Origin of the sequence: Microcoleus sp. S28C3 (assembly GCF_036700785.1) — a bacterium.
Classification (GTDB): Bacteria; Cyanobacteriota; Cyanobacteriia; order Cyanobacteriales; family Microcoleaceae; genus Microcoleus; species Microcoleus asticus.
Genome location: NZ_JAUBPO010000001.1, coordinates 1 through 22,893, shown reverse-complemented (window position 1 = coordinate 22,893; position 22,893 = coordinate 1). Strand labels below are relative to the sequence as shown.

Here is a 22,893-nt window from a genome sequence, read left to right as displayed (position 1 = left end):
CCCGTCTCCCATGCTGCGTAAGACTTTACGGGTGGAAATAATCGTAAATTTGCTGCGCCAGACGCGGGCCAATTCCAGAAACTTCTGCCAACTGTTCGGGAGTTGCTAAACGCAGGTAGTCGATCGACCGAAAATGTGCCAACAATTGTTTTTGTCGGTGGTGTCCCAATCCGGGAATTTCATCAAGGCGCGATCGCTTCATTCTCTCGCTTCTTCGATCCCGGTGAAAACTCACAGCAAACCTGTGCGCCTCATCCCGCACCCGGCGCAATAATTGTACCCCAGGCTGCTCAGAATTAGTTGGCAGCGGCAAAGATTCCCCCGGCAAAAATATCTCCTCTCGCTGCTTGGCCAAACTGACAACGCGCAACTCTTCTAGCAAATTCATCTCCCGCAAAACAGCCACAACTGCTGACAGTTGACCTTTGCCGCCATCTATCATAATTAAGTCTGGTTTGTCGGAAATAGTAGGAGAATCTGAGGATAAATTGCTGAGTTCTTTCGGTTCTTCTAAATCGCTAAACCCATCTTCCATCTTCCCTCTTTCTTCTTCCTTCAATCCTCGGAATCGGCGACCGATAACTTCTGCTAAACTAGCAAAATCATCAGAATGCCCTGATTTAATTTCAGGATTTTTAATTTTGTAATGGCGGTAGTGTTGATTAGCCGGCAAACCGTCAATAAATACGACGCGGGAAGCTACGGCGTCAGAACCTTGAATATGAGAAATATCGTAACCTTCAATGCGGCGAGGAACTTCAGGCAAATCGAGAATTTCTGCTAAATCTTCCATTGCTTGAGAATTGCGATCGCTCAATCTTTGCATTCTCGCCAATTCATACTCAGCGTTGCGTTCCACCATCTCAATCAATTCAGCCTTAGTTTGCCGTTGCGGGGTCAAAATGGTAACTTTTCGCCCCTTACGATTGCTCAACCAATCTGCTAATATTTCCGCTTCTGGCAATTCGTACTGCACTGAAATTTCGCTGGGAATTTCTACAGATTCGACATTTTGATAATGTTCTTCCAACACGCGCTGCAAAATCGCTCCGGCCTCTACCCCCCCTTGCCAAGGTGTGGAGGAAAGAGAAAGTTGAGATAACTGTTGCTCCCCCGATTGTAGGGGCGGTGCCTCCGTGCCCGCCCTGGGTTGGGAGGGTATTTCCGCCATAAATCCCAATCTTCCGACCAATTGACCGGCGCGAATTTGGAACAATTGAACGCAAGCGTGCTGACTATCGGCCGCAAGTGCGATCGCATCTCTGGAAACCGTATCGTCGGGCAAAGACACTTTTTGACCCGCACTCAAAGACTCCAAACCCTTAATTTGATCGCGAAGGCGCGCCGCAGTTTCAAAGTTTAAATCTTCGGCAGCTTGTTGCATTTGCGGCTCCAGGATATCGAGCAATTCCTGAGTCCTTCCCTGGAAAATCATCGCTACTTTTTGGATGATTTTTCGATATTCTTCAGGCGAAGTTAACCCTTGACAAACGCCAACGCAGCGCCCGATGTCGTAGTTCAAACACGGACGGTCTTTAAACAGCGGTTGAGGGCGCTGCCGCAGCGGGAAAATTCGCTTAATTAAATGCAGCGTACTCCGCAGCGCCCCTGTATCGACGTAAGGGCCGTAATAGCGGTCTTTTGCACTTCCTGCGCGGCGTTTGCGGGTGATAAAAATGCGCGGGTATTCTTCCGACCAAGTTATGCACAAATAAGGATATTTTTTATCATCTTTGAGGAGTACATTAAAGTAAGGTTGGTGCTGTTTTACGAGGTTTGCTTCTAAGGCTAAAGCTTCTGCTTCTGTGTCGGTGGCGATGAATTCAATTTCGCGCACTTGCTGCACCATCATCGCGATGCGGGGACTGAGATTTTGGCTTTCGCGGAAGTAGGAACGGACGCGGTTTCGGAGTTTTTTGGATTTGCCGATGTAAAGGATGCGATCGCTCTCATCGCGCATTAAATATACACCAGGAACCGCCGGAATTTCTTTGAGGCGACTTTCTAGGCGTTCCGAGTCTTTAACTAACGGCAGAGTTTTTGTGGATGGCATTGCAAGCTATCTCAGCAAAATAGAGAGTTATTGTACACTCTTTTATTTTACCTTAATTGTGCGGACTTTTACGGCGGCTACCGTCGCAAACCCACGGACTAAACTTGAAAATCAGTTACAATATTTGAGATAAAAACTTGCGCGTGCGTTCTTCCTTCGGGTGCTGAAAAAACTGTTCCGGCTTCGCTTCTTCAACTAAAACGCCGCCATCCATCAATACAATGCGATCGGCAACTTCGCGCGCAAACCCGACTTCGTGAGTCACCACCACCATTGTAATTCCTGTTTGAGCCAAATTTCGCATTACATCTAAAACTTCCCGCACCATCTCCGGGTCTAATGCTGATGTCGGTTCATCAAACAGCATGATTTTAGGCTGCATGGCTAGAGAACGTGCAATAGCGACCCGCTGCTGCTGTCCCCCAGACAACTGTCCGGGATATTTTTGTGCTTGTTCCAAAATTCCCACTCTTTCTAACAGTTGCATCGCCACTTCTTCAGCTTTTTTCTTCGGCCAGCGGCGCACCCATACTGGCGCTAGCATGACATTTTGCAACACAGATAAGTGGGGAAACAGGTTGAATTGCTGAAACACCATTCCTACTTCGCGCCGAATTGTCTCGATGTTGCGCAAGTCGTGGGAAAGTTCGATTCCGTCGATCGTAATTTTACCTTGTTGATATTCTTCTAATGCGTTGAATGTGCGAATAAACGTCGATTTTCCCGAACCAGATGGCCCCATCACGACCACGACTTCGCCACGGTTGACGGTCATGCTGACGCCGCGCAGTACGTGAAATTGTCCGTACCATTTGTGGACGTTTTCTGCTACGATTACTTTTTCTGAGATTGTGGGTTTAGTTTCCATATTTTTTTGTTTTTAAACCGCTGATGAACGCGGATGAACGCAGATTTTTTTTACCTTTGACCTACGCCTAAAGTTCGCTCTATTTTGCGGCTTGCTAGGGACATTGAGTAGCAAAATATCCAATAAATTATCCCGACGAATATGTAAACTTCGGCGTATCTACCGATATAGGATGGATTTGCTAAAACTGCGCGGGATATTCCGATTAATTCTAACATTCCGAATAGAGACAGTAGGGATGTATCCATAAATAATCCGATGAATTGACCGCCGATCGCCGGAATGACTATTCGCAGTGCTTGAGGCAGTACAATGAGAATTGTGAGTAGGGGTGTATTTAGCCCGATCGACCTCGCTGCTTCTATCTGTCCCCTGGGCACGGCCTGCAAGCCACCGCGCACGTTTTCCGCCAAGTATGCCGCACTAAATAACGTTAATCCAGCAATGGCTCTAATCACTCTATCCAATTTCGGATATTCGGGCGGCAAGAAGAGTTGCAGCATCACTTGACCTAAAAACAAAATGCCAATTAATGGTAAACCGCGAATAATTTCAATGTATAATGTTGATAACAGTCTTACAACTGGCAAAGAACTTTGCCTGCCGAGTGCTAGCAATACTCCCAAAGGAAAGGAAAGCACAATACTAATAACTGCTAAAAACAGCGTCAATACTAAACCACCCCAATCATTTGTTGACACTTCTGTCAAACCCAACCCGCCTTTAATTAGCCACAAAATTATGGGGAAGGAAAGAGCCCAAATTGCCGGCATCCAGTCCATAATTTTTGAGTTAATTTGCCTTCCTATCACATAGCTGGCGGCGGCTGCGATAATAATTCCTAAGAGGTAGAGGCGAGAGGTGAGGTCGATCGGCGAAATGACCGCACCCACAACCGCAGCACCGAGTATAATTAGTAAAGGCGGATTCCAAAGACGTTCTTGCCGCTGAATGTTTCCCCAAGTTAATCCTCCCAACAAGGCAATTATCCCCGTTACTATCCACAGCCTCCAGTAGGAGTCGCGGGGAAATCTGCCTGCGAAAAATAGCGGCAAGTTGGCTTCTAACACGTGCCATTGAGCTTTTGTTGTTGCCCAAACGATAATTCCTCTAATCGCTTGGAAGGTGATAATTAGGCAAACTACTGTCAGAATGCTGTTGTACCAGGTACTAAATAAATTTTTGCGCGCCCAATTCCAAGGGGTAGGCGATTCGGTGGCTGGGGGCGGTAATACAGGTATTGTTTCCATCAGTTTTTAGTTATTATTAATTTCTAATACTGTTCGCTAATATTCCTAAAATTTTATTAACATCTCTGAGGTAATACTCTGTTAAATCTATTTCAATTACTTGGTCTTTTAATTTTAGAAATCTCCAGTTAGTCCCGCTAGTGACAGCGCCAAAAATCGCAGGAATATCGTTGCCTTCACGTTCATTAAATATTCTAGCGCCTAGCATTTCTGCTACGCACTGTCCCAATCCGCCATTGATATTTTCCTTTTTGGCTTCTACAATGATAATTACTGGTGCGGTAAGAATTAATAATTCTGGAGAACGACTAATCAGAAAATCGCAATTTCCATTTAATCCTTTTTCGGGATCGATTGTAAAGTCTATTCCTGAAAAAAAGCTAATTTCAGAATTTAACTGTTTTCTCAGTTCGATCAAAATTGGTGCAATAATCATTTCGGAGCGAGCTTTTTCTGTATTACTGCTAATAGCTAATGGCACAGTATATAGAAGGGTTTCTTCTAAAAAGTTACTACTTTCTAACTCTGGAATAGCAGAAAACATATTAACTGCATCTAAAATTTTAAGTTCAAAAGTTTTAGATACTTTTGCTAAACTAAAATCACTGTATGCCATTTATTCTCCTTTAATCCTAAATCAAAAATCTCCAATATTCAGCAGTTACCTTTCCTTGATTTGTACGGTTTTATTGTACCAATTCATGAACAGAGAAACTATCAAACTAATTGTTAGATATGTTACCATGATAATTAACATTGCTTCGATCGCCCGACCGGTCTGATTCAACGTCGGAGCTCCCACCACAAAATAAACATCGGGATAAGCAACCGCAACCGCTAAACTCGAATTCTTAGCTAAATTCAAATACTGACTGGTTAAAGGCGGCACAATCACCCGCAAAGCTTGCGGCAAAATTACCATCCGCATCATTGTTCCAGACTTCAGCCCTAAAGACTTTCCGGCTTCCCACTGGCCTCTCGATACTGACTGAATTCCGGCCCGGACAATTTCTGCAATGTAACTGCCAGTATACAAGCTGAGCCCTGTCACCAAGGCTGCAAATTCTGGAGTAACTTTTAATCCTCCTTCTAGTTGCAATGCTGGTGTCAGGCGGGGGAAATCTAGACGAAAAGGCAGATTTTTGGTAATAATCAAAGCTAAGATTACACTCAGCCCGATCGCACCTACAGCCCAAAACAACTGTCTTCCCGGCTTAGCTTCTTCCAACATCACTCGCGCCCGCCACATCCACAGCCCCGCAGCCGCCAAAACTCCGATAGTTAGCAAAATCAACCAAATCTCAAAACCCGGCAAAGCCACAGGCCAAGGTACAGCAATGCCGCGATTTGTCAAGTAAATCGGCCCCCTCACCTGCTGATTGTCTTCCAGTTTTGGCAGGGAAATGAAAACTGCAAAATACCAGAAAAATAATTGCAGCAATAAAGGTGTATTTCGCAGAATTTCTACATACAAACCAGCCAAACTCCGCAGCAACCAATTGTCGGAAAGGCGCGCAATTCCTACAGTCAAACCCGCAACTGTTGCGAAAACAATGCCGATACCCATTACCCGCAGCGAGTTGATTAAACCGACAAAATAAGCTTGTCTGTAACTGTTTTCGGGACTGTAGGGAATGACACTTTCGCCGATATCAAAAGATGCTTGGGAATTGAGAAAATCAAATCCAAAGGCAATCCCCAGTTGCGAGTAATTGGCACTGAGATTGTCCCAGAGAATCGCGATAACAACTATTACTAAAATTAGGGCGATCGCCTGTCCGGCTATTTTCCAGAAGCGATCGTCCCGCAGCAGTTTTGATAGATCTTTAAATTTGGGAAATTTCTGCGATTTGCCCGGTTGAGGTTCTGGGTTCATAACTGTTTAATGTAGATCGAACTATACCTAACTTTAGCCTGCCTAAAATATCTTGTAGGGTGCACCTAGCAAGCACCTTACAAGTCGGGTAAGCGCGGAGTACCTTGCTGTCTAAAATATCTGGTTGGTTAACTGTTAACACTCAACGGTCAACAGTTAACAGTCAACAGTTAACTAAAATTAGCGGAACGGCGGCGAATAAAGCAAACCGCCATCTTTCCAGAGTCTGTTTTGACCCCGTTCTAACTTAAGTGTACTTTTGGGGCCGAGGTTGCGATCGTACATTTCTCCGTAATTCCCCACTTTCTTAACAACGCGGACTGCGTAGTCGTTCGGGAGTCCCAAACCTTTACCTAAATCTCCTTCTGTTCCTAGCAAACGTTTGACATTCGGGTCTGTAGTGCTTGCCACAATTTTGTCTACATTTCCCGAATTAATTCCCAAATCCTCAGCTTCAATCGCCGCGAAAATAATCCATTTCACGGCGTCCGACCATTTAGGATCGCCGCTTTTCACCGCTGGGGCTAAAGGTTCTTTTGACATCACTACCGGCAAAACAACATTATTCTCGGAATTCGGCAGAGTTGTCCGCTTAGAAACAAGTTGCGATCGATCGGCAGTAATACCTTGACAGCGACCTTCTTGATAGGTAGCAAAGGTAGTATTCACATCTTCAAACACCACAGGAGTGTATTTAATTCCTAATTTTCGCATTTGGTCGGACAAATTTTGTTCGGTGCTCGTACCTGTCTGCACGCAGATAGATTTGCCCGCAAAATCTTTTAAAGTTTTGATGCCGCTGTCTTTTTTGACCATGATGCTTTGAGAGTCATAAAAGATCACCGGGGCAAATTCCAGTCCGGTAGTGCTGTCGCGACTTGCCGTGTAGGTGGTATTTCGGCTGAGAATGTCGATTTCTCCAGCCTGCAAAACTGTAAATCTATCTTTAGCATTGAGCTTTCGGTACTCGACTTTTTCGGGATCGTCAAATATTGCCGCCGCGACAGCCCTGCACACATCCACATCCAGTCCCGAATATTTGCCTTTTTCGTCTACAAAGCTAAAACCCGGCAGTTCGCCGCTGACACCACAAATCAGTTTGCCGCGGCTGACAATTGTATCTATCCGGCTCGAACCTTGTTGCGAGTTGCCACCCGCAGCATTTGTTGCTGGTGTTTGTCCGATTTGTGCAGATCGATCCCTACAAGATGCCAACGGTGCCGCAAATAACACGCTTGCTAGCAGCAGAAATCCCCATTTACGCATAGATTTTAGTAGAACGCTTTCCTGATCATCCTACCTTGTAGATGTCGAGAACTGTGGCGCACAACAGCCTCCGGCTTCAAATTAGCCGTTTTGCATCCGGTGCTGCACTGTGGCAACTGCATCAGCTACCCGCCTGTGTTTTTTTCAGCAAGCAGGGCGCGGAGAGCGAGAAACCCGGTTTGTGGCTGGAGGCGCCGCCGTCCAACCCAAGATTTATCATAGAAACCCGGTTTGTTTGCGGCTATTTTTGCCCGCGGCGATCGCCCTTCCCTGGAATATTTATCCGATTTTGATTGAATGCGCTCACTGTACCTATGGTGCTAGGCGCTGCTCAGCTAAATCGCGGATTAGGGACAGCCGAGACTCGATGTACTCGTTCAACAAATCTGCTTCTTTGCCATTAAGCGCAGAGTTCATCTTCAACTGCTTCAGCAGCCACTGTACCAGGGTGGCATCGTCCAAATTCACTAACAGAGTAGCTTGGGTGGTCTCAATTAACGACCAAAGTTGACGTAACATGATGGGAGTCATAAAACCTCCTGGAGCGTAAAGACGCAGTTAATGGGCGGACTGGGCGAAAACTTGGTCTTTGTCTCTCAAGCCGATAGACGAAAAGCACCGTCATAGCCATCGGCTTAATGATTTTTTTATATTTGACCACAATAACTCAATAAAGTAGTGTCACAAGCTACAACACACAAGATGTTATAAGAGTTCCGAATTCTGTCACATTGAGATAAAAATCTTGATAAAAAATTAAAAATCTTTACATACTATAGCTCGTGGGGGCTGCCAGGATCTGTCCGGGATCGGGCACTCCTGCCCGGTTCGCCAGAAAATTAATTAAGCTGTTGCGCATTTAAATTGTATATTTCAATGCCGTATTCCCCAAAAAGTCATCAAATTTTGTCCCCCTCTCACCTTCTCCCTCTCGAACATAGCAGCAGCTTACTCAGGGGCCACCCACTTTTGAACCCCCGCGAGAATTATTTCTAATTCAGCGATGATTTTCGTGGCCTCCTCCCAATCGTTTGATTCGCCAAGACTTTGAAGCCGATCTGCCATCTCGGGCATTAACCGCACCGCCGCCGTAGCACTGACACCTTTAATTTGATGCGCGCGGCGGGCCAATGTCTGGACATCTGCCGAGGCGATCGCTACCTTAGCCGCTTCTAAATAACTGCCAGTATCAACCACAAAAGCTTGCAGTATTTCCCGCTCAAACTCTAAATCAGCACCAGCAATTTCGCGCAAACGCGGCATATCCACTAAAGATTGAATATCCTCTGAAGAGTTTTTGAGTTCCTCGCCATTAAACTTTGGACTTTCAATTTTTAACTGGCCAGACCAATTTTCTAGGACTGATTTTAACTTTTCGATCGAAATAGGTTTGCTAATATAATCGTCCATGCCCGCCGCCAGACACTTTTCGCGATCGCCCTTCAAAGCACTCGCCGTCATCGCAATCACCACCGTCTTTTGATGTGGCTCGATCGAACCAGCAGCAGCATTTGCCGCTTCCAGGCGGCGCAATTCCTGCGTCGCTTCGTAACCGTCCAAAACCGGCATCTGACAGTCCATCAACACAATGTCATACTTTTTGATAGCAACCATCGATAGCGCCTCTGCGCCGTTATTCGCGACATCCGCCGTGCATCCCAAAACTCTGAGTTGATTCAGACCAACTTTTTGATTGATCGGGGTATCTTCAACTAACAAAATCTTTAAGTTGGCTAACTCCCGGTTGTCCATAGCTGAGGCTCCATTGGACTTGGGATTTGCCACCTGCCGATCCATAGCCGCACCCGGGGCGATCGCCTTCACCAAGCAATCAAACAGCCGATGAGCTTTCACAGGTTTAGTTAAATAACCGCTAAAACCGCTATTTACCAAACGTTTCGCCTCCGATATCTGAGTAATTGAAGTCAGCACCACCCACTTTGTATGCTGCATTGTCGGCTCAGAAACCATCAACCGTTCCAGGCTTCCCGCCACCATTTCCGGCAACTGAATATCAACCAAAACAATATCGTAAGGGCAATTAACGCTGACAGCTTTGTACAGAGATGCGATCGCCATCCAACCGTTCTCAACCTCCTCAACTTCCATTCCCCACAAAACAGCCATTCTCAGCAGCACTTTTCGCACTGTCGGCTTATCGCTAGCAACTAACATTTTTCGCCCCGCCAGCACCGTTTGCAAATTCACTTTGCACGCCGTTCCTACAGCAGTTAAATTTTCCTCGACTGCCGGCACAGTAAACCAAAAAGTCGAGCCTCTGCCAGGGGTACTTTCCGCACCGATTTGACCCCCAATTAACTCTACTAACTGCTTACAAATAGCCAGACCCAAACCTGTGCCACCGTACTTTCTCGTCGTAGAAGCATCAACTTGAGTAAAAGATTGAAATAGCTTTTTTTGGTCTTCTTGAGAAATCCCTATTCCTGTATCTGTGACTTTAAAAAGCAGGAATGTCGAGCCATTACTTCCGAGTTCTAACGGTTGGATATTCTCTACAACTTTCTGCTCGTCGCTGTCTGCCAATAACCCCTGAGCCGTGCCAAGAGAAACCTCAATTACCACTTCTCCAGCTTCTGTAAACTTAATTGCATTGTTAATCAAATTAGTGAGTATTTGCCGCAACCGCGCTGCATCTCCTTTAATTTGCAGTGGCACGTCGCTGTCAATCAGCGCTACCAATTCTATACCTTTTTCTTGGGCGGGAGTTGCCAACAAATCTAGCACATCATCCACACAGATACTGAGGTTAAATTCGATTGTTTCTAAGCGCATTTCTCCTGCTTCCAGTTTGGAGAGGTCGAGAATATCGTTAATGATGGATAGCAAATTTTGGCCGCTGAGTTTTAGCGTCTGCACAAAGTCGAGTTGTTCGGGAGTAAGATTCGTTTTCAGGAGCAAATCAGTCATCCCCATCACTCCATTCATCGGAGTGCGGATTTCGTGACTCATATTTGCTAAAAATAGCGACTTCATTCGAGATGCTTCTAGGGCCGCTTCTCGGGCTTGCTGCGCTTGTTCAAACAAAGTAGATTGCTGAATGGCGATCGCCAACTGCACGCTCAACCTTCCCAGCAAATCAATCTCAGAATCAGTCCAAACACGCGGAGCGCTGCACTGGTGGGCAACCAGCAATCCCCACAATCGATTTTGACTCGCTTCCAAACTCCCCATAGGCGACTCAATTCCGGGAGTTTCCGGCGAATATTCTGTTGCCAACTCCTGACTTTCATCGCCGATAAAAATTGGTACAACTAAATTAGCCCTTACTTGGAAACTAACAAGGAAATCTCGGTGGATGTCGCTCAAACTGGCCGTATAAATATCTGCCCTTGCTTGAATTTTTCCGGCGCGGTATAGCGATAGATCATTTTCGCCAAAAGATATTTCTGGAACTTTTATGCCCAGCAACGGAATCCAATCATCCCCTACAGATTCCACAACAACACTCGCTGTTTCCTCGGAATCAAAACGATAAATTACCGCGCGGTCAGTTGCCAGCAACTGCCGCACTTCTTGTACGGCAGTGCTCAGAGTTTGAGTGAGGTTGAGAGACTGCCGGACTCGCTGGGCGATCGCCGAAACCAGCCGTTCTTGTTCTGCTTGTTCCCGCAGCCTTTTCTCAGCTTGCTTGCGTTGGGTGACATTGCGAATTACCGCAGCCAAGCACAGCGGTTCGCTGCTTTGAGGGTGCTTGACCAGAAAAGCATTCATCACAACATCAATGCTTCTTCCGGTGTGCAAGTGCTGCATTTGACCTTCTCCTTGCCACTGACCCTGACTGATAATTATTGGCAAAATCTCTTGACTAAATTCCTGTTTAAAAGTTGGGGCGAAATAATCCCATATCTCCGTATAAAGCTGTTCCGAAATATTTTCTAAGCCCACCAGTTTTCGTCCGGCTTCGTTCACAAACAGCGTTTTGCCTTTTAGGGTAGCCATACCGATAAAATCACTGCTGTTTTCAATCAGCGACACAAATTTTTGGCGTTCTTCTTCTCCTTTTATCCGTTCGGTAATGTCGCGCTTGACGCAGACATGACAAATTACATCGTCGGCGTTGTTAATCACAGAGTATGCCGCAACGTCGATCGCCAGCGTGCGACCATTTTTAGTGGAGTTAGTAATTTCGCCCCGAAAATTTCCTGTTTTCGCTAAACTTTTGGCAATTGCCGAAAAGCGCTCCCCCGCAACTAGCGGCGACGCTTCTGCTTGTAATTCCGCGTCTGTGTATTCTAGAAGCGATTGGTGAGCGCGATTTTGTTCGAGGAAAAACCCGTCAGCATTGATAATGACGATCGCATCGTTGGAGTTTAAAAATATTTCTCGGTAAAGTTTGAGTTTTTCCTCAGCTCGCTTGCGTTCGGTGATGTCCCTTTTGACGTTTACGTAACAGACTACATCCCCAGCATCATTGAGAACCGCAAAAGCCGAAAGCTCCACCTCAACTGTTCCCCCTTGCAAAGCCTTAATAAAGGTCATTTCGCCTCGGTAACTCCCAGTTTCTGCCAAGCTTTGCAGTACCGACGCAAATGCCTGTTCTCCCATCCCAGTTGCAGGCGTTTTCCCCCACAATTTCGACGAACTGTAACCCAGCAAAGCTGTGTGAGCTTGATTTGTTTCTAAGTAATAGCCTTGGGGGTCTAAAATGGCGATCGCATCGTTGGATTTCAAAAAGATTTGTTGATAAAGTTGCAGCTTCAATTCCGCTTGTTTCCGGGCGCTAATATCCGTGAACAAGCCGTAGTAAACTATCTCCCCCGATGCTTGCAATTCTGGCTGAGAAGCTCCTTGCACCCATTTAAGTTTTCCTGACGGAGTGACAATTCTTCCTTCCCAGCGCCAAGGCTGCAAATTTTCAGCAGAAAGCGTGACCGAGTTGAGAAAATCATCTCGATCTTCGGGATGAATCATGTCAACAATTACATTAAAATCCTGCTGAGCAGCCTCTGGTTCTATTTCATACAATTCTCGGCAGCCGGCGCTGACAAACGAGAAAGCCATTGAGCCGTCTGGATGCAAGTCAATTTGATATACCGTACCGGGTACGCTAGCAGTAATTTTTTGCAGTTTGGCTTGGCTTTGATTCCTGGCTTCATCTGTGGCCTGCAATTGACCAATCTCCCGAGAAAAACCCAAAACCGCAAATATATTGCCCTCGGCATCGCACAGCGGCAGTTTTTGCGTGTCAAAGATGTGCTCTTTGCCGCCTCCAAAGGCGATCGTCTGGTAGGGATTGCGAACAATCTCTCCGGCCAGCACAGCTCGATCCTCATCGCGGATGCCCCTAACCCGGCCGTTGCGATCGCCAAATACTAATTCGGCTGAAAACCCTAATTCAATATCATCTTTGCCGATAATTTCCTCAACATTTTTCCCCAAATATGCCGCAAAACTTTGATTTACTAAAATGTATCTAAAGTTTCTATCTTTCGCAAAAACTCTGTCCGGCGCACCGTCCATTAAAGCCCGCAACAACAGTTCTTGACTTTCCGCATCCAGAGCCAAATTATTTTGACCTTTCCCCTTGACATTGGTCGTTTTTGCTGCTAGGCTAATTAACGATTTGGCACAAATTTGAGCGACTGTGTGGAGCAAACAAAGGTGTTCCAAATTAAAAGCCGTTGCTTGCTCTGCACCAATGAAAACTACTCCCAACAATTCTTCACTTTCATCCGGGTTAGCGGGTGCCATCAAGACCGACTGAAACTGAGCAATTGGTGGCGGATCGATGTGATCTGCCCAGTCTCGATTTCCAGCGAGCCATTCAACGCGAGCTGCCTGCAATCGGCCTTCAATTTCGGCTCTGGCGCTAGCAGTTAAGGGCTGTAAGTGTTGCAGGTATAGTCGATCGTCCGGTGGCGTCAAAATTGCGATCGCCGCGCCCGGAATCAGGCGATCGAGATGTGTCAAACACGCAGACCAAATTTCATCAGCGCAAGTGGCGAGTTGTAATTTCGCAGTAAGTTCGTTGAGAACTTGCAGTTCCAAGGTACGCTGGCGGACTTTTGCTTTGAGGCTGGCGGCTAGGATTTGCATAGTGCTCACCACACTGGTTTGCTTATATTATAATTATTGATTTTCAAACTTTTGTAAACAATGATTCTAAAAGATATGCGGCGAAAAGACAACGTTATTTATATTGATATTACCTTCAACCGCTAAAAAACAAGGGCGCGATCGGGAGCAAAGAGACACTGCTCTATGCAAGCTTTCGCTCCCATTGCCCGACTTAACCTTACACCCAAAGACAGATGCAAGCTCCCGACTTTCGTGGTAAAATTTAGAAAATTTTAGACCAAAGTTCAAAGCCTCAAATTCATCTTTAGAGTCAATCGAAAATTGAAAATCGAAAATCGATGGACGGTGAAACTACCCCATTAAAATCACGTTATCGATTACATGGATGACGCCGTTATCAGCTTCGATATCCGCAGCGACAACAGTAGCATTTTTCACCTCAAAACCTTCAGAACAATCAATTTTAATCGGCGAACCTTCCAAGGAAGTAACAAAACCGAGTTTTGCCAAATCAGCTTTCATAAATTTGCCAGAGACAACGTGAAACATCAAAATCCTGGTCAATTGGGGAACGTTCTGCACTAGGGTTGTGATAGTTCCTGGCGGCAATTTCGCAAAAGCATCGTCATTGGGTGCAAAGACAGTAAAAGGGCCCGGACTTTTGAGCGCGTCTACTAAATTAGCTACTTGCACGGCTGTTACGAGGGTTTGGAACGAACCCGCACCTACGGCAATATCAACAATATCAGGCATTGTGTTTTACCTCATCTGGGAAAAAAGTTCTATTAAGTATCGTAAACTGAGGCGGGCAACAATACCTACTCTCTTTTTTGAAAAATTGGTAATTCTTTTGTAGTGAAGACTTCAATCCTCAGATTTTTGATGAGGACTTCAGTCGTCACTACAAAGCTAATAATATAGGACTTACATATGGGGGCCCAGAAACCGGGTTTTTTACGAAAACCCGCATATTAGGTAAAAAACCCTGTTTCGAGGAGTCGGAGTGCGCAAGTCCTGTAATAGTTATTTTAGCAGATATAATATTATGAACCGCTTGGCAATTTAACCGCGCGGTGCTTTGAAATTGCTACAAGACTGCTGGCGATTGTGATACCAAAACCTCTGTTTCTAAATCTGCTACTTCAGCATTTAGGTTTTCTCCCTTGTGAATGCTAAAACTGCCGTACAAAATTGAAATTTCAAAAATATCCGTATGAATCAAAGCCGCTTTCCGGTGCGCGTTTTCACCCAAATGAATGCCAATCAAATCAGCTAATGGTTCTTTTACTTCCTCTTCATCATGCACCTCCCACATAATTTCTCGGCAGTCTTGAAAAACTAAAGAGTAAGGCAATTTATCGCCTGTAGGATCGTAGATACATTCCAGTAATACTTCATTCCCCCACAAAGACACATTGACATTTTTCACTAGGGATGTAAGTCCACCTAAATTAAGCAAGTTGTAGTCATCAGGCATATTAATTACTCACTTTTTCTCCAGTAATGTGCGTATCAGGAATCTGATTGCCAAATTCATCGCGTGTTTGGAGTACGCTACCATCTTTGTCAAGACGCAAACCCCAGTTTATTCTTCTACCATCTGAGCCATATCGCGGTGCTGGCAGGCGAACAACTTCACTATTAGTGCGGATTATGACTTTTGACCTGTCAGAAAATTTGTATTCAACATAATTTCCTGAAGAACTTTTTACCTTAGCACCCAGTCCGCGCAAGAAGTCATCGACTTCTTGGCGAGTCATCCCGGTTAAGTCTCCAAACTCAGATGCAATTCCATTTCCTCCCACTCCCTGACTCGGCACGCAAGTCTCCTCACCAACCATTGCTTATTGGAGTTTAGCACGGTTGAAGAATCGGAACAAGGAAGTTCGGCAACGGATTCGCTTTCTGAGGATGTAACGGATGGATGGATGGATGGAAGAAGGAAGAAGGAAAAAGGAAGAATCATTCCTCAAACTCGCAATGGCTAATTACCAATGCCCAATGCTTTTCGACCCAATTAGCAATTACCAATTCGCAATTCCCAAAACAAATAGGGCGCGCACCGCACGCCCTATCTATCAGCAATTAGCCAACAATTATTTCTTAGCCGAGTTGAACTTTAACCACGCGATTTTTTTCGGCTTCTGCTTTGGGCAAATTCAGGTTTAAAACCCCATTTTTGTACTCAGCTTCTACGCTGTCATTTTGAACCCGTGCGGGTAGGGGAATCACCCGGCGGAACGAACCGTAGCGGAACTCAGAGCGAGTCATGCCTTTATATTCACTCTTAGTTTCGTGACGGCGTTCACCACTGATAGCAACAGCTTCTGCGGTTACTTGTACGTCCAAATCCTTAGCTTCCATGCCCGGAATTTCTAACTTAAGGTGGATGGCTTCGGGAGTTTCATCGAGTTCGGCGGGGGGTACAAAAGCAACACCGTTAGATGCGCGATCGGTTGCCGGTGTCAAGCTATCAAACAACCGATTCATTTCTCGCTGCAAGGAGTCCATTTCCCGCAAAGGTTCCCAACGAATAAGTGCCATAACTAATACCTCGACTATCTGAAGTTTTTAGGTTGAGAAACACTTGACTCAACCTGTATTTAATATATTCCAGCTCCCGAAATTGGGGGATTCGGTTTTCCGAAAAAAGGGCGATCGCTTTTCCGAACATTCGCGATCGATAATGTTGAGTCAGTCGATTTGATGTTTAAGATTTGAGATTTGAGATTTGAGATTGACTCCACAGATGAATCTGGAAGTTTGAACCTCAGTCTAAAATTTTTTGCTCGCCACCACTCCTGTCTGCTAGCAAGTATCTGTTTTTCGGCGAAGTCATTGCAGGTGGCGCTATTCGATCGCACCGCAACGCAACAATTTGAGATTTTAGATTGAATTTAGAATTCCCAACCTAAAATCTCAAATCCCACATATAACGAAACAAAATTAACTCCACCGCGAATGCTGATAAGAAGCGTAGGTATCAAACAAAACACCCACCAAACTAAAAGTTAAGCCGATTACGAAAAAACCCTGGAGGGGACAGCCGCTGCCGAAAGTAGTTAAAAACTGCAAAATCAGGTCTTCTCCAGAACGACCAACTCCTTGGAGAGCAGGCACGAGGCCGAGCAGCGAAAAGCTAGTCAATCCCCCACCGATTAACAATAAGGGGGCGACAAAGCTCAACAGGCTGGTCAGCAGTACAGAGCGAAGAAAATTGGGGAAAATGCTCATAAGAGTCAGTAAATTCAGCTAAACTGCCGAAAGGTGCAAGTAAACAAAACTTGTCCTTTTCTACGATAGGCAGCGATCGCCCTCAGTGGTCGGTTCTGTCAGAAATCTTAAATGTTATAGAAAAAACTTGTTTAAGATTTGTAGATAGATTTCATTTTTGGCAGTTGTTCTATACTCGAAATCCCCTTGAGTACCACTACATCTTCGAGCCTCAGTTTGTGGAGTCAGCGGTTGCTGGCAGCAATTTTATTGGGCGGTCAAGTCATGCTGCACTTGCTGAAGGGCAAAATTCACCGCCGCAACACGCTCGACCAAATGGCAGCAGTCGGCCCGGAATCTCTGCTGATTGCTTTGCTGACAGCGGGTTTTGTCGGCATGGTATTTACTATTCAGGTAGCGAGGGAGTTTATTAACCTCGGGGCCGGCAATGTCGTCGGCGGCGTTTTGGCTTTGTCTTTGACTCGCGAACTCGGCCCCGTCTTAACAGCCGTGATCGTGACGGGACGGGTAGGTTCGGCTTTTGCAGCGGAAATCGGCACGATGCAGGTAACAGAGCAGATAGATGCCCTGCTGATGCTCAGAACAGACCCGATCGACTATTTAGTAATTCCCCGCGTCCTTGCTTGCTGCTTGATGCTGCCAATTTTAACCATCATGTGTCTCGTCACCGGCATCCTCGGCGGACTGCTGATTGCTACGGCGATGTACGGCATTTCTCAAAGCGTGTTTTTAGAATCAGTCCGCAATTTCCTGAGTCTGTGGGATATTTGCAGCGCGGCAATTAAGGCTTTTGTATTCGGTGGTTTGATTGCTGTAATCGGCACTAGCTGGGGTTTGACCACCACCGGCGGGGCAAAAGGCGTCGGTCAATCGACTACTACGGCGGTGGTGACGGCTTTACTGGCTATTTTTATTGTGAACTTTTTCCTGACTTGGCTGATGTTTCAGGGGACGGGCTCTAGCGTACTCAAAGGCTTGTAAGCTAGGAAACGGTAAAATATAAAGTATTGACAAAATTCGTTTAACTTAAACCCGTGACTACAACTGCCTCTTCAACTGCGCCGACAAGTACGATCGAACTCGCTCCGAGTTATGCGCTTCCCCTAGCTTTGGTACTGGCGGGCGTACCGCTGCTGTTCGTGCAGAAGTGGGCGAGTTTGTCGCTTTCGCTGTTCGGCTTGTTTCTGATGTACCAAGCCGCCACCATCCGGCTGCAATTTACCCCAACCGATTTGGACATTTATCGATCGTCCAATTTAATCCGCCGCTTTCCTTACCGCGAATGGCAAAATTGGCGGATATTTTGGCCCGCGGTGCCGATTTTGTTCTATTTCAAAGAAATTAACAGCATTCACTTTCTGCCGGTTCTGTTCGATCGTAAAATGCTACAGACCTGCTTAGAACAGCGCTGTCCCCGTCAAGACTAAAAAAGTTGTTAATTTTAAATTTTTAACTTTTCCGTGCCCCACGCCGAACAAAATTTCCCATGAATTCAGACGAATCTCCAACCCAAGAACCGCAAGCACAACCAGCCGCACCAACCGGTGAAGGCGAAGTCGATTTACCCGTGAATGAGAGGGAGTACCAACTTTTATCTCAAACACGGGATTTGTGGATCGACGAAAATGAACTGCCAGCCCAACTCCCGCCAGAAACAGACCCGCCGCTGGGCGGGGAAGATGCTGAAATCGCCGAATTCGTGGACGAAGCAGGCGCCCAGGCCCAAATCCCGCTCAACACCGACGATGGCGAATCAGAAAGTCCGATCGCTCAAATCGACCCTCCAACCGACTCCCAGCCAACAGCAACCGCAGAAACGGTAACTCCCATCCCAGAAAATGTTACCGAACAGTTGGCAGAGAGAGTCAAACAATTGCAGCAGCAAGAACAAAATTTGACAGAAAGAATTGCCGCCTTGGAAGCCGACAAAGCCAATGCTATAGAAGCGTTGGGCGAGGCTCAAGCATCGATCGGGCGTTTGGTACAAGACGGCTTGATTCAACTAGATCAGCGCAAACAAGCGCTGCAAATCGAAGTAGAAAAACTCGAACGCCGGCGCGATCGAATTCAAAAGGAAATGCGCACAACTTTTGCCGGCGTTTCCCAAGATTTAGCAATTCGAGTCCAGGGTTTCAAAGACTATCTAGTAGGCAGTTTGCAGGATTTGGCGGCTACCGCCGAACTCTTAGATTTAACCCCGCCGGTGCAAGAAACGCCCAAGCAAATTCCTGCTGAGGAGTCTCAATCCTCAGCACCGATAAATCCCAGATTTTCTGAACAGGGATTTCAAGAACAAGCCAAACAAATTCGGCGCACCCTCGATCAATACCGCACTCTCCCGGACTACTACGGCCCGCCCTGGCAACTCCGCCGCACTTTTGAACCCATCCACGCGGAACGAGTTTCTAACTGGTTTTTCACCCAAGGAGGAAGGGGCGCTTTGCGGACTATGGGTTCGCGCTTACAAAATATCTTGATTACTTCGACAATTATTTCTGTACTCAGAAGCGTCTACGGTGGACGGGTGCGGACTTTGGTGCTCGCCAACAGTCCCGAACGTTTGGGAGAGTGGCGCCGGGGTTTGCAGGACTGTTTGGGCATTACTCGCAGCGATTTTGGCCCGGAAAGGGGGATTATTATGTTTGAGTCGGCGGAAGCTTTGGCTCAAAAAGCCGATCGACTGGTGAAAGATGGCAAATTGCCGCTAATTGTCATTGATGAAACTGAGGATTTAATTAGTTTGTCAATGCTGCAATTTCCGCTGTGGTTGGCCTTTGCTTCTGACCCGCAAACTTTGACGACTGCTAAGGATTTTTGATTGGGTAATTGGTAATTGGTAATTGGTAATCGGTAATTGCTAATTGCTAATTGCTAATTATGCTAGTAGAAAGGTGGCAAATTTTAAAAGTACACAAAATATCAAATTAAAAAATGGCTAGCTGGATAATTTTAAATGGCGCACTGTTAATAGCAGCTTATCTGCTGGGATCGATTCCTACTGGGTACGCCTTGGGGAAATGGATGCTGGGAATTGATATTCGAGAGGTTGGTTCGGGTTCGACGGGTGCGACTAACGTACTGAGGACTTTGGGGAAGTGGCCGGGGTTGGGGGTGTTGCTGGTTGACGTGTTGAAGGGGGTAAGTGCGATCGTCCTGATTCGTTACATTTACTCGCTCAATTTTACCCAGCAGCTAGCAACCGCCGCAGGTTTAGAAAATACTGCAACAGTCATCCCTTGGATGGCAACTTTGGCTGGTTTTTCTGCTATTTTGGGCCACAGCAAATCAATCTGGCTGGGGTTTACCGGCGGTAAATCTGTGGCTACGAGTTTGGGAGTTTTGCTCGGTTTGTACTGGCCTGTTGGTTTGGGAACTTTCGGAATTTTCGGAATCGTGTTTGCGGTGTCGCGAATTGTTTCTTTAAGCTCGATTATCGGAGCAATTAGCGTGGCGGGATTGATGTTTGCTTTAGATCAGCCACTAGCTTATGTATTGTTTGGAATTGCGGGCGGGGTATTTGTAATTGTGCGGCATCGGAGCAATATTCAGCGGCTGTTGAATGGTACTGAACCGAGGATTGGGGAGAAATTGGAAACAGCAGCTAGCGATCGATAATTAGTATTTTTGTACCGCTGGTTGCAGATTACCATTTCTCTATCCAATCTTCGATTTAAGCTTTTGCAGGAGGCATTGCAGCGCATCCTACAGCTTAGAATCCCTGAACCGAGATAATGCTGTTGAGAATGCTGTTTTGCAGTTGAGCAGGCGTTACAGCCTCCACAAAACCGATGAATTCTCCTGAATTCCTGAGTTTGATCGCAGTCCCTGAAGTCACGGCCGATAGGGGTCTTAATTGATCTGGCGGGATAAAAGAGCCCGCAGCTTGCGGAAATTCAAACTGTACTGTAATGGACACATTTGTCAAGCTTTCCAAAACTACATCGTTAATCGTCAAACCGTCTGCTAATCCAATTTTATCGAAAGCAGGTCGGAAATTTACAATGATATCGGCATTATTGACATCTGTAACTCCGGGTTCTGCTTGGAGGACGTACAAGTTGCTGCCCCCGATTTTGAGGTAATTATTATCATCAAAACCTGCTAAAAAGTCTCGACCAACACCTCCCACTAGAGTGTCATTTCCGCTACCGCTAACTAAAAAATCATTGCCTTTACCGCCTACTAAAATATCATTTCCACCATCACCAAAAATCACATCTCCATCTTGACCGCCGTTGATAGAGTCATTTCCGTCCCCTCCCAATATTGCGTCTTTCCCTTTTCCCCCCAATAAAGAATCGTTACCAAAATTCCCTCTGAGAATATCTTCCCCTTCATTGCCAAAGATCAAATCGTTGGTTTGTGCGCCATCGACTGTATCGTCACCTCCCAGCATCAAAACTCCCCCAGAGGAAATACCGACACTTCCGAACCGTAAGTCACTGTATTCGGAGGTGTTTTCGCCAATTAATCGGGGTACTCCTGATGGATCTGTTTGTAAAGCCATAAAATATTTTCTCCGTAAAATCTCGGATGTCAACATGATTAAATAAGCGACTTAGAAAGTCAATTCATATATTCATTGGATTGATTTCATAAAATTTATAACCTTGAGTTCATAAAATTCATATGTGTAAAAATATGTTGCAAAGAGTAGACTTGCGTTGCCAATTTCATAAAATTGGCAACGCAAGTCTTGATTTCGCCCAAATCTTCATAGAGAGTAACCAAATATGCGGCAAAATCAATATTAACTAACAGATCGAGTCGGTGAATGGGAGAATCTATGTGCCTACAGCCAGGGGATATTCTGCGCGATCGCTACCAAATAATCGGTCAATTAGGTGAGGGAGGGTTTGCCAGAACCTATACGGCTAACGACGCTTTGGGCAGCCCTGGAAATCCCGTGTGCGTCGTCAAGGAAATTCCGCCTCCTGAATCTAACGATGGGCGGCTGTTGGAGGAAGCACAGCACCAATTTGAAAAAGAAGCTAAAACTCTGAAGTATCTCGATAAGTGTCCGCAGATTCCCAAGTTGATCGATCGCTTTCTGGAAAATGGAAAATTTTACTTAATTCAAGAATACATCGAAGGAAATCCGCTCAACAAAGAACTCGCATCTCTCAGGCAGTTTCAGGAGTCAGAAGTTATTGATTTATTGCAAGATATTTTGTCAGTTTTAGATTGCGTCCACTCTCAAGGTATTATTCACCGCGATCTGAAACCGTCAAACTTAATCCGGCGCAAGCTTGACGGCAAAATTGTGTTAATTGACTTTGGGGCAGTAAAAGCGATCGGCACTTTGCCGATCGAGAACGGTCAAATAACTCAAACTCGCGCGGTTGGTACAGACGGTTATATGCCAGCCGAACAGTGGAAAAATCAGCCCAGATTGAACAGCGATATCTATGCTGCGGGAATCATCGGCATTCAAGCGATCGCAGGGTTAGATATTGAAGACTTTTTTAATGATAAAAAAACTGGCGAACTCATCTGGCGCTACTCAAGTGACGATCGCCCGATGGTACAAATTAGCGACCAACTGGAAAAAGTTTTAAATAAGATGGTGCGCTACCACTTTAACGACCGCTACCAATCTGTTGCTGAAGTGTTGCAGGATTTGAGTTCGCTAACAGCGTTGCACTCACCACCGCCGAAACGCAGGCTGTTTTCTCGATCGATCTTTAGCTTGTTACCATTGGCAGTTGCGGGAATGACAGCGGGACTGGCAGCCCCTATTTTTTTACACACAATTACACCTAAAACTTGTCCTTTAATCCAGGGAGATGCTTTGAGTTGCGGCGAAGAAATCCTCGTCAAAACTTCTTCACCTCGGTTAAAGCAAAAGGGAGTTGAGGAGTTTGCTAAATCAAATTATCAATCTGCTTTTGATTTATTCAAAAAATCCTGGAACGAAGAAGACAGCATCGATCCAGAAACTTTAATTTACATGAACAATGCTTTTTTGAAAAACAAAAATGCTGATTATTACACAATTGCTGTTGCCGTTCCAATCCTGAAAAATCAGTCAGGTTCTGCCGTTAATGCTGATTCGGCAAAAGAACTTTTGCGCGGCGTTGCCCAAGCCCAAACCGAAGTTAATTTAGGATTAATCGCTGCTACTGAGAGGAATCAAAACTTTCCCGGTCAAAGCTCGATCGAAGCCAAAGCTATTAACGGCAAAGGTCTGAGAGTCATTATTGCTGACGATGCGAATCTCAAAGCAGAGGCAGGGTAAGCTCATCTAATTTGGTATAAATTGTACTTGACAAAAAAACAACTATAGAAAACGTGGTATTCACGTATT

The 22,893-nt window shown here is 45.7% G+C and carries 20 protein-coding genes; 6 read left to right on the top strand and 14 right to left on the bottom strand.

The window, feature by feature from the left end; genetic code table 11:
* Nucleotides 1-25: 25 nt before the first annotated feature.
* From uvrC to QUA13_RS00050, 11 genes are all read right to left on the bottom strand, one after another.
* Nucleotides 26-2,053: an excinuclease ABC subunit UvrC gene (gene uvrC, locus QUA13_RS00100; RefSeq protein WP_333195684.1), complete on the bottom strand. Its 2,028-nt coding sequence runs from the start codon at nt 2,051-2,053 to the stop codon at nt 26-28.
* A 115-nt stretch (nt 2,054-2,168) separates the two neighbouring features.
* Nucleotides 2,169-2,921, bottom strand: coding sequence for an amino acid ABC transporter ATP-binding protein (locus QUA13_RS00095; RefSeq protein ID WP_333195682.1), 753 nt, complete (start codon nt 2,919-2,921; stop codon nt 2,169-2,171).
* A 50-nt stretch (nt 2,922-2,971) separates the two neighbouring features.
* Nucleotides 2,972-4,171: an amino acid ABC transporter permease gene (locus tag QUA13_RS00090; protein ID WP_333195681.1), complete on the bottom strand. Its 1,200-nt coding sequence runs from the start codon at nt 4,169-4,171 to the stop codon at nt 2,972-2,974.
* Between the two features lie 16 nt (nt 4,172-4,187).
* The gene (locus QUA13_RS00085; RefSeq protein ID WP_333195680.1) at nt 4,188-4,787 is read right to left on the bottom strand and encodes a hypothetical protein; all 600 of its coding nucleotides are present in this window, start codon (nt 4,785-4,787) and stop codon (nt 4,188-4,190) included.
* Nucleotides 4,788-4,832: 45 nt separating this feature from the next.
* Nucleotides 4,833-6,047 (bottom strand): ABC transporter permease subunit, encoded by a 1,215-nt coding sequence (locus QUA13_RS00080; RefSeq protein WP_333195679.1) that lies wholly within the window; start codon nt 6,045-6,047, stop codon nt 4,833-4,835.
* Between the two features lie 180 nt (nt 6,048-6,227).
* On the bottom strand, nt 6,228-7,313 hold the full coding sequence (locus tag QUA13_RS00075; RefSeq protein ID WP_172185838.1) for an amino acid ABC transporter substrate-binding protein: 1,086 nt from the start codon (nt 7,311-7,313) through the stop codon (nt 6,228-6,230).
* Nucleotides 7,314-7,625: 312 nt separating this feature from the next.
* On the bottom strand, nt 7,626-7,844 hold the full coding sequence (locus tag QUA13_RS00070) for a hypothetical protein (RefSeq protein WP_172185839.1): 219 nt from the start codon (nt 7,842-7,844) through the stop codon (nt 7,626-7,628).
* Nucleotides 7,845-8,261: 417 nt separating this feature from the next.
* Nucleotides 8,262-13,370 carry a PAS domain S-box protein gene (locus QUA13_RS00065; protein WP_333195677.1) on the bottom strand — a complete coding sequence of 1,703 codons (5,109 nt, stop codon included), beginning with the start codon at nt 13,368-13,370 and terminating at the stop codon, nt 8,262-8,264.
* Between the two features lie 333 nt (nt 13,371-13,703).
* Nucleotides 13,704-14,105 (bottom strand): fasciclin domain-containing protein, encoded by a 402-nt coding sequence (locus tag QUA13_RS00060; protein WP_333195675.1) that lies wholly within the window; start codon nt 14,103-14,105, stop codon nt 13,704-13,706.
* 334 nt (nt 14,106-14,439) lie between these two features.
* Nucleotides 14,440-14,829 carry a hypothetical protein gene (locus QUA13_RS00055; RefSeq protein WP_333195673.1) on the bottom strand — a complete coding sequence of 130 codons (390 nt, stop codon included), beginning with the start codon at nt 14,827-14,829 and terminating at the stop codon, nt 14,440-14,442.
* 1 nt (nt 14,830) lies between these two features.
* Nucleotides 14,831-15,193: a hypothetical protein gene (locus QUA13_RS00050; protein WP_333036735.1), complete on the bottom strand. Its 363-nt coding sequence runs from the start codon at nt 15,191-15,193 to the stop codon at nt 14,831-14,833.
* 6 nt (nt 15,194-15,199) lie between these two features.
* Between QUA13_RS00050 and QUA13_RS00045 the strand changes: the two genes are divergently transcribed.
* Complete coding sequence (locus QUA13_RS00045) at nt 15,200-15,340, top strand: hypothetical protein (RefSeq protein ID WP_333195672.1); 141 nt, start codon at nt 15,200-15,202, stop codon at nt 15,338-15,340.
* A 115-nt stretch (nt 15,341-15,455) separates the two neighbouring features.
* Here the strand turns inward: QUA13_RS00045 and QUA13_RS00040 are convergent, their stop codons facing one another.
* Together QUA13_RS00040 and QUA13_RS00035 are read right to left on the bottom strand one after the other, a co-directional pair.
* A complete protein-coding gene (locus QUA13_RS00040) occupies nt 15,456-15,896 on the bottom strand; it encodes an Hsp20/alpha crystallin family protein (protein ID WP_333195671.1) in 441 nt (146 codons plus the stop codon).
* A gap of 402 nt (nt 15,897-16,298) precedes the next feature.
* On the bottom strand, nt 16,299-16,586 hold the full coding sequence (locus QUA13_RS00035; protein WP_333191503.1) for a hypothetical protein: 288 nt from the start codon (nt 16,584-16,586) through the stop codon (nt 16,299-16,301).
* 186 nt (nt 16,587-16,772) lie between these two features.
* Between QUA13_RS00035 and QUA13_RS00030 the strand changes: the two genes are divergently transcribed.
* The 4 genes from QUA13_RS00030 to plsY all read left to right on the top strand — a co-directional run bounded on the left by QUA13_RS00030 (nt 16,773) and on the right by plsY (nt 20,201).
* Nucleotides 16,773-17,567 carry an MlaE family lipid ABC transporter permease subunit gene (locus QUA13_RS00030; protein ID WP_172190284.1) on the top strand — a complete coding sequence of 265 codons (795 nt, stop codon included), beginning with the start codon at nt 16,773-16,775 and terminating at the stop codon, nt 17,565-17,567.
* 53 nt (nt 17,568-17,620) lie between these two features.
* The gene (locus QUA13_RS00025) at nt 17,621-18,013 is read left to right on the top strand and encodes a DUF3119 family protein (RefSeq protein WP_333195669.1); all 393 of its coding nucleotides are present in this window, start codon (nt 17,621-17,623) and stop codon (nt 18,011-18,013) included.
* A gap of 59 nt (nt 18,014-18,072) precedes the next feature.
* Nucleotides 18,073-19,404, top strand: coding sequence for a DUF3086 domain-containing protein (locus QUA13_RS00020; RefSeq protein ID WP_333195668.1), 1,332 nt, complete (start codon nt 18,073-18,075; stop codon nt 19,402-19,404).
* A gap of 113 nt (nt 19,405-19,517) precedes the next feature.
* Nucleotides 19,518-20,201, top strand: coding sequence for a glycerol-3-phosphate 1-O-acyltransferase PlsY (gene plsY, locus QUA13_RS00015; protein WP_333195666.1), 684 nt, complete (start codon nt 19,518-19,520; stop codon nt 20,199-20,201).
* 94 nt (nt 20,202-20,295) lie between these two features.
* On the opposite strand, the gene QUA13_RS00010 is transcribed toward plsY, so the two are convergent.
* Nucleotides 20,296-21,093 (bottom strand): calcium-binding protein, encoded by a 798-nt coding sequence (locus QUA13_RS00010; RefSeq protein ID WP_333195665.1) that lies wholly within the window; start codon nt 21,091-21,093, stop codon nt 20,296-20,298.
* Nucleotides 21,094-21,372: 279 nt separating this feature from the next.
* On the opposite strand from QUA13_RS00010, the gene QUA13_RS00005 reads away from it, so the two are divergent.
* A complete protein-coding gene (locus QUA13_RS00005) occupies nt 21,373-22,824 on the top strand; it encodes a bifunctional serine/threonine-protein kinase/ABC transporter substrate-binding protein (protein WP_333195663.1) in 1,452 nt (483 codons plus the stop codon).
* The last annotated feature ends 69 nt before the right edge of the window (nt 22,825-22,893 follow it).

Coding starts and splice junctions, on each gene's coding strand:
- QUA13_RS00060 (WP_333195675.1), bottom strand. CDS start 14,105: ATGCCTGATATTGTTGATATTGCCGTAGGTGCGGGTTCGTTCCAAACC.
- QUA13_RS00080 (WP_333195679.1), bottom strand. CDS start 6,047: ATGAACCCAGAACCTCAACCGGGCAAATCGCAGAAATTTCCCAAATTT.
- QUA13_RS00090 (WP_333195681.1), bottom strand. CDS start 4,171: ATGGAAACAATACCTGTATTACCGCCCCCAGCCACCGAATCGCCTACC.
- QUA13_RS00010 (WP_333195665.1), bottom strand. CDS start 21,093: ATGGCTTTACAAACAGATCCATCAGGAGTACCCCGATTAATTGGCGAA.
- QUA13_RS00085 (WP_333195680.1), bottom strand. CDS start 4,787: ATGGCATACAGTGATTTTAGTTTAGCAAAAGTATCTAAAACTTTTGAA.
- QUA13_RS00095 (WP_333195682.1), bottom strand. CDS start 2,921: ATGGAAACTAAACCCACAATCTCAGAAAAAGTAATCGTAGCAGAAAAC.
- QUA13_RS00075 (WP_172185838.1), bottom strand. CDS start 7,313: ATGCGTAAATGGGGATTTCTGCTGCTAGCAAGCGTGTTATTTGCGGCA.
- QUA13_RS00035 (WP_333191503.1), bottom strand. CDS start 16,586: ATGAGCATTTTCCCCAATTTTCTTCGCTCTGTACTGCTGACCAGCCTG.
- QUA13_RS00040 (WP_333195671.1), bottom strand. CDS start 15,896: ATGGCACTTATTCGTTGGGAACCTTTGCGGGAAATGGACTCCTTGCAG.
- QUA13_RS00005 (WP_333195663.1), top strand. CDS start 21,373: ATGTGCCTACAGCCAGGGGATATTCTGCGCGATCGCTACCAAATAATC.
- QUA13_RS00070 (WP_172185839.1), bottom strand. CDS start 7,844: ATGACTCCCATCATGTTACGTCAACTTTGGTCGTTAATTGAGACCACC.
- QUA13_RS00020 (WP_333195668.1), top strand. CDS start 18,073: ATGAATTCAGACGAATCTCCAACCCAAGAACCGCAAGCACAACCAGCC.
- plsY (WP_333195666.1), top strand. CDS start 19,518: ATGGCTAGCTGGATAATTTTAAATGGCGCACTGTTAATAGCAGCTTAT.
- uvrC (WP_333195684.1), bottom strand. CDS start 2,053: ATGCCATCCACAAAAACTCTGCCGTTAGTTAAAGACTCGGAACGCCTA.
- QUA13_RS00050 (WP_333036735.1), bottom strand. CDS start 15,193: ATGGTTGGTGAGGAGACTTGCGTGCCGAGTCAGGGAGTGGGAGGAAAT.
- QUA13_RS00065 (WP_333195677.1), bottom strand. CDS start 13,370: ATGCAAATCCTAGCCGCCAGCCTCAAAGCAAAAGTCCGCCAGCGTACC.
- QUA13_RS00055 (WP_333195673.1), bottom strand. CDS start 14,829: ATGCCTGATGACTACAACTTGCTTAATTTAGGTGGACTTACATCCCTA.